This window comes from Halobacteriovorax sp. HFRX-2_2, assembly GCF_043196705.1.
GTDB lineage: Bacteria > Bdellovibrionota > Bacteriovoracia > Bacteriovoracales > Bacteriovoracaceae > Halobacteriovorax_A.
Window position 1 is genome coordinate 152,798 of the sequence record NZ_JBEBMT010000005.1, and the last position, 6,450, is coordinate 159,247.

The window sequence follows — 6,450 nt, forward strand, 5'->3', positions numbered from 1 at the left end:
TTAATTAAAACCAAAAAAAAAGCCTCTCAAAGAGAGGCTTTATATTTTAAAAATTGCTTAGCGCTTTTTTCTACCAGGGAATCTATGTCCAACGTGACCTAGGAATTTCCCTTGGATATTCTTGATTGACTCAATTCTAGATTCAGCAAGGATATCTGTCGCTTGGTAAACTGGAATATCTTGTTCTTCAGAAATATTAAAAACTTCAAGAGTTGTATCATAGATAGAATCAACCATTCTGATTGCCTTATCTTCTGACCAACCTTCAAATTCGATCGAAACATTCATAACACCACCAGCATTGATTAGGTAATCTGGAGCGTATAGAACACCTCTTTCCTTAAGAATTTTACCGTGACGGTTTTCTGCAAGTTGGTTATTTGCAGCACCAGCTACGATTTTACACTGTAGACGATCGATTGTGTCATCATTGATTGTTGCACCAAGTGCACATGGAGCATAGATATCCATTTTAACGTCGTAGATTTCATCAATCCCAACAACTTTTGCATTTGGTACTTTTTCCTTGAATAGCTCAAGGTTCTTTTCATTGATATCACATACGTAAACTTCCGCACCTTCATTGTATAGGTACTCACCTAGGTAGCGTCCTACTGAACCAGCACCTTGAAGTGCAACTACTTTACCTTTTGGTGAACGGTTTCCATAAACCTTCATACATGCTGCTTCAATACCTCTGAAAACACCACGTGCTGTCCATGGAGATGGGTTACCTGAACCACCGTGGATCTCAGCAACACCTGCTACGTTATTTGTTTCAGTAAATACGTGCTCAATATCATCAACACTGATATTTACGTCTTCTGCAGTAATGTATCGACCATTTAGAGACTCCATGAAACGTCCGTATGAACGGAATAGAGCTTCTGACTTATCTTTTTCTGGATCACCGATGATAACAGCTTTACCACCACCAAGGTTAAGTCCAGCAACAGCATTCTTATATGTCATACCTCTCGAAAGTCTAAGTACATCGTTAAGTGCTTCTTCTTCTGATTCATATGGCCACATTCTTGTCCCACCTAAAGCTGGACCAAGTACTGTGTTGTGAATCGCTACGATTGCCTTAAGGTTACAACTTGGATCACTAAAAAAGATAACTTCTTCGTGTCCGTCTTTGTATAATCTCTCAAAACTAGGCATTGTTTTTTCTCCTTAGAAAGTTTGCAATAATTACCTGAATTTACGCAGGAATTAATGATGCTAAAATAGTGCTATTAGAGCTGAAAAGAACAATAAACTTTCAAGGATGAAAACTGTATGCACAGAGTGTCACTAATTGGAATTGATGAGCAAGTAACTGAATTTACAATCGAAGAAGGTCAGACAATTTTTGACGCAATCCAAGATCAAGGACTAACTCTCCCCCATGGTTGCCTAAGTGGCTCGTGCGGTTCATGTCGTATACAAATAATTGAAGGCTTCGAGAACTTACAAAAGCCAGGAATTATCGAAGAAAATACCATTGAGGCCATTGCTCCAGAGCACACAGAAGTCGCTGAAGGAAATATCCGCCTGGCCTGCCGTGCAAAAGTCACAGGCGATATTAAAATTTCGATTCTAAAATAAGTTGAATAATTGCACGAAAGTGTTGCTTGCGGTCAAAATTCCAAGACTCATTTTCATCTTTTAGAAAATCCATATTCTTCTGATCAAGAACAGTTGTGAGGTGATCCACATCGTTGATGACAACATGGCGATATGGTTTAAGTAGTGAAGACTGAAGATCTACCATTCCATCATTTCTTCCTACTCTCTTGTAAATATAGTTTCGACTAATCTCTAGAGATGTTTCTCGGCCCTGTTGCTCATTGATGAATGTAATAAATTGAAGAAGGTTAATATTTTCTAGTGCCTTTTCAATCTTAGTAGCATTGGCCTGCATATAATCAGAACGCATTTTTGTTCCTACAGATTCCATACCAGTCACATCACCACCAAGTACGGCAAAAATCCATCCCATAACTGTTTTCTTGATTGAACCTTGGATAAAGTAATCGGCCAAAACAGAACCGTGATAAGGAGACTGCATTGAAACCCAGCCCACAACTCTCTTCGACACCTGCGGATTATTAATCAGTACATCTAAGAACTCGAGGCCACCCTTTGAATGACTTATAATGAGCAAAGGTCCCTTGATTTTATCAAGTTCACTTTTAATATATTTTGAATTTTTACTAACTGGATCTTCTGATTCGACGATAATTCTTTCAAATTTTACATTATGATCTTCTAGTAGCTCCATATAGTCGCGAAAGTAATCCCCTGTAAAATACGAAAGGTTCACAATTTGACCAGATCCTTCAATTGCCGACTGAGACAAAATTCCTGGTAGAAAAACAACTGTTAAACTTGAAAGGCTTTTTACTTCGGTTTGAGTCAAGCCTTGCTTTGATTGATAAAGACTACGGTATTGAGTTGTCTTATTTTGTGCCCTGGCTACAACAGTGGCCAGGACAAGTAAAAATATTAAGCTAAACCTTGTGAAGTTAATAATGCCGCCCTTTTCTTTCTTCTGATCTTAGCATTGATATCATCAAGTGAATCAACTGCCATATCCCAGGCCGTATAAATCTGCTTCTTTTTATTGGCCCTTAAGTCACCTGCTACATAAAAGTTTTCAATATTTGTTTCACCTTTTTCATTAGCAAGTACATAGCCTCTACCATCAATTTCAGCACCAATGGCCTTGGCAAGTTCATTATAAACGATAGTTCCAAGCGAAACAAAAGAAAATGCTGACTCTAGTGTTCTACCACTAGCAAACTTGTAACCCTTGATAATCCCATCTTTACGCTCTCCAAGAACATCGACAATGGCCTCAGTGAACACTTCTATCTTATAGGCTTTAATTAATTTTTGAGTTTCTTCATCAAATTGTGGAGTTTCACCATTTGTGAGGATTGACATCGAAGGCGTGTTGTAGCGTTCTTTAAGCATGACAGCAACCCAAACGGCACCAGATGTATGGCCAATAATTGAAGTGTGCTTGTCGTAAACATGGTGCCCATCACATCTTAAACAGTAATCAACTGTTTGAGCGTTAGCGAAAGGAAGAATTGGTTTAATACTATCGTTGAAGTGTGGCTGAACATCCATAATACCTGTACAGAGAACAACATATTCCGCTTGGTACTTTTCACCATCACTATCAATTAATTCAAAGCTTCCATCACTTAGCTTCGTTACCTCTGTAACACCTTTGCCCTTAACGAAAGTTAGATTATCCTTGAATTCCGACTCTTGAATCCACTCGAGAGTTTCCTTATTTGGTTCTTCAATTCCTTTCTTGTACTTATGAGTCCCAGGCATATTTTCAACTTTATAAACCCACTTCTCACGAGAGCGCTTCTTGTCTCTTGGCGTACCAGGAAAAAGAACAACTGTATCATTATTTAAAACACCACGTAGTGTGGCCATCATACCGGCCGCGCCACCACCGATTACTGCAATTTGAAATTTGTTAGACATAACTACTCCATGACTAGTTCATATTTAGTATAGTCTATCAGAAAGAGGGAATCTAATAGATTCCCTCTATGTAAGCTTTAGCAAAATTTATTTAAATTTGATTATTTAACAGGAACTTCTAATAGATCATCAGAAGTTTCAGTGGCCTCTTTGGCCTCTTTCTTTGAGAAGAAGTGCTTTTCCCCATCAACATCTTTAATCTTAACTTGCTTGATTTCGTAGTCAAAGACTTCAGTAAGCTCAAAGCTATAGCCTTCCCAAATAATGATCTGTCCGGCTTCAGGAAAGTTATTTCCAAGCATATCAAGTAAGAAGCCAGCAAGAGTTGAGTAATTATCATTAAGAGGAATCTTAATATCATAATCGTGATCAAGATCTCTTAAATTTGTCGCACCATCAATATCCGCACCTTCAATAAGGTCACTTTCCTGATAGTCTTTAGTAATCTCATCAATATCATCATCGTGCTCATCTTGAATTTCACCAAGAATTTCTTCAATAATATCTTCAAGAGTAATGATACCAACAATTAAACCATTCTCATCTTTAACAAGCGCCATGTGAACTTTCTTGCGATTCATATGATCGAAAACCGCTTGAATCTTCATATGTTCATAAACAAAGAACGGGTCTCTTAAATGATTTACCATTGTGAAATTATCACGTTCGGCCCTTTTTAAGAATGCGAGTTCCTTAACGTGAAGAAAGCCCTCGATATTATCAATTTCACCATCAACAACTGGGTAACGAGAGTGAATTGACTCTTCAATCTCACTGATAACTTCTTTATATGTACTGCTAACTTGAATAGACTTGATCTCTTTACGTGGGATCATAATGTCTTTAACTTTAATCTTAGGAAATTCTAAAATCGAGTTAAAGAGATCGATTTGTTTGTGATCAATTGTATTTTCTTTCTCTGCTTTTTGAATCATAAACTCAAGGTCATCCTTCGTTACAATTCTTCCCGTCAGTTGTGCATTCTCACCAAGAACTGTGTGAATAAGCCAAACCATAATTTTAATAACAGGGTAAAGTAGATAGTAAAAGATTTGTAGAACACGAATAACAAAAAGGGATAAACTTTCTGCGTGCGTTCTTGCAAATGTCTTTGGGATAATCTCACCAAAAATTAGAATAACAAACGTTGTCGCCCCAACAGCAATTCCAATTGCATCATCCGCAAACAAGCGGGTTGCAAGTACTGTCGTTAAAGATGAAGCGAAGATATTGACGACGTTATTTCCAACGAGAATAGTTGTTAGGATCTCACTTGGGCGATCAATCATAAAAGCAATTGCTCTTCCCTTTGCACCACCTTCTTGAATTAGTTGGCTAGCACGATCGTGAGGAATCGAAAGGAGGACAGCTTCTGAACCAGAGAAAAATCCCGAGCCGATAAAGCAGATTAACAATAGGACAATCTCAAGGCTGCTTACATCAGTCATTGCCTTGTCCTTGTTTACTAAATTTTGTTGAGAGTTTTTTTAAGAAGTAACAACAATAAAGCGGAGGTTCTATAAGGAGTTTCCTTGTTACGGGTAAGACTCTCTATTGAGCTACCCCTTCGTTTAGATATAAATATTTTATCAGTATTTCTGATATGATTCAATACATCATAAACCAACAAATTTCAAGGATTTGAAGCACAAACCCCTAGTGATGATCGAGTTGTTCGCCTTTAAAGTCATGATCTGAGTAAACAATACGATCATTCATTTCATGGTTGAAATCATATATCTCACTGATATTACTAACCTTTCTGAAGATTGTATGACACTTGTAGCAAATAACAACAGGTGGAAGCCTCTTGAATAACGCAAAATCAAATACATACAAAATAATAAAAGGAGCAACTGAATATGGAGCGTATTGAGTTGTTGCCATATAAAGAGTTGCCAAAGCAGCAACAACAAAAAGCATGACACCAATCTTACGATTAAAGTCTTTTTGCTTATAAAAGTCCTTTCTTTCACAACAAGGGCAATCTCTAAGGATTCCCTGCTCGTGTTCTTCATTCATTTTCACAGGAGCTTTTGTATGGCAAATTTGACACTCAACTTCACTCACTTCTTTATTAGGGTGAAAAGAAACAGCTGAACCACATTCTTCACAAGTTAAAGTAATTTCCATCATAGTAGTAACCCATATGTATAAAATAAATAAATCGCAATCATTTCACCAATAAAGACAAAGATTGTCATGGCATAGAAGATCCCAGTTGCACTTTGAATACTTCTCATACTAACAAGCTTCCATCCAAAGATACTCATTCCAAGAATAACAAGGTAGCCCCAAACATCTCTCATAATAACCATTAGCCAGTTAAATGCGTAACCGCCACCAAGTTCAGTTCCTGCAGCGAGGTATGGCCCAAGTTTTGTGTGCTCAAACCCTGACCAAATAAGCTTAACAACAAGCAATGCCCACGTAACCAGTGTTGCCTTCTTAAGAGGGACCTCCGAAAGCTTTGGGGTCACAAGATACCAGTGACCAAGAATCATAGCGTATGTAATGGCCCCAAGATAATAAACTGATGAGCCAATGTATAAGTAGTTAACTAAGCTCTTATCTTGAAAAAGATAAAGAGCATAAAAGCCAATTAGAGTTGGAATCGCATAAAGAATCCAAAGGGCCACATTCTTTTCATCGTAGTGATTGTGAAGTTGATGATGAAAAAGAATGCAAATCGTACTGATATAAAGAAGAATCGCTTCAAGATCAGTTGCACTATTTCCAGTTACAATATGAGCAATAGCGGCCATGAATAAACTCACAAGACAAGTTGTCGATAGAAGCTTTTGAAAACCTCCCCCTGTCATTTTAGAATTTGCCACTGGTGCAAAAGTAAAAACTCCAAAGCCAAGGGCCAGGAAGAAGTACTTTGCCATTTCAAATGTATTACTCATTCAAATTACTCTCTCGTAAAAAATGCTCAACTAAGCGCATGATGATGAT

The 6,450-nt window shown here is 37.6% G+C and carries 7 protein-coding genes; 1 reads left to right on the top strand and 6 read right to left on the bottom strand.

Features of this window, described 5'->3' with window-relative positions; translation table 11 throughout:
• Window positions 1-57: 57 nt before the first annotated feature.
• Window positions 58-1,164, bottom strand: coding sequence for a Glu/Leu/Phe/Val dehydrogenase dimerization domain-containing protein (locus tag ABMA79_RS15375; protein ID WP_021265862.1), 1,107 nt, complete (start codon window positions 1,162-1,164; stop codon window positions 58-60).
• Window positions 1,165-1,281: 117 nt separating this feature from the next.
• Between ABMA79_RS15375 and ABMA79_RS15380 the strand changes: the two genes are divergently transcribed.
• Complete coding sequence (locus tag ABMA79_RS15380; RefSeq protein ID WP_393093766.1) at window positions 1,282-1,590, top strand: 2Fe-2S iron-sulfur cluster-binding protein; 309 nt, start codon at window positions 1,282-1,284, stop codon at window positions 1,588-1,590.
• Here ABMA79_RS15380 and ABMA79_RS15385 read toward each other — a convergent pair.
• From ABMA79_RS15385 to ABMA79_RS15405, 5 genes are all read right to left on the bottom strand, one after another.
• Window positions 1,568-2,404, bottom strand: coding sequence for a hypothetical protein (locus tag ABMA79_RS15385; protein WP_393093768.1), 837 nt, complete (start codon window positions 2,402-2,404; stop codon window positions 1,568-1,570). The genes ABMA79_RS15380 and ABMA79_RS15385 overlap by 23 nt on opposite strands.
• 86 nt (window positions 2,405-2,490) lie before the next feature.
• Window positions 2,491-3,492 (bottom strand): NAD(P)/FAD-dependent oxidoreductase, encoded by a 1,002-nt coding sequence (locus tag ABMA79_RS15390; protein WP_393056795.1) that lies wholly within the window; start codon window positions 3,490-3,492, stop codon window positions 2,491-2,493.
• 101 nt (window positions 3,493-3,593) lie between these two features.
• Window positions 3,594-4,940, bottom strand: coding sequence for a hemolysin family protein (locus tag ABMA79_RS15395; RefSeq protein WP_021266350.1), 1,347 nt, complete (start codon window positions 4,938-4,940; stop codon window positions 3,594-3,596).
• Between the two features lie 208 nt (window positions 4,941-5,148).
• Window positions 5,149-5,628 carry a hypothetical protein gene (locus tag ABMA79_RS15400; RefSeq protein WP_392857871.1) on the bottom strand — a complete coding sequence of 160 codons (480 nt, stop codon included), beginning with the start codon at window positions 5,626-5,628 and terminating at the stop codon, window positions 5,149-5,151.
• Window positions 5,625-6,401, bottom strand: a complete 777-nt coding sequence (locus tag ABMA79_RS15405) for a hypothetical protein (RefSeq protein ID WP_393093771.1) — start codon at window positions 6,399-6,401, stop codon at window positions 5,625-5,627. Before ABMA79_RS15405 ends, ABMA79_RS15400 begins: the two co-directional genes overlap by 4 nt.
• Between the last annotated feature and the right edge of the window lie 49 nt (window positions 6,402-6,450).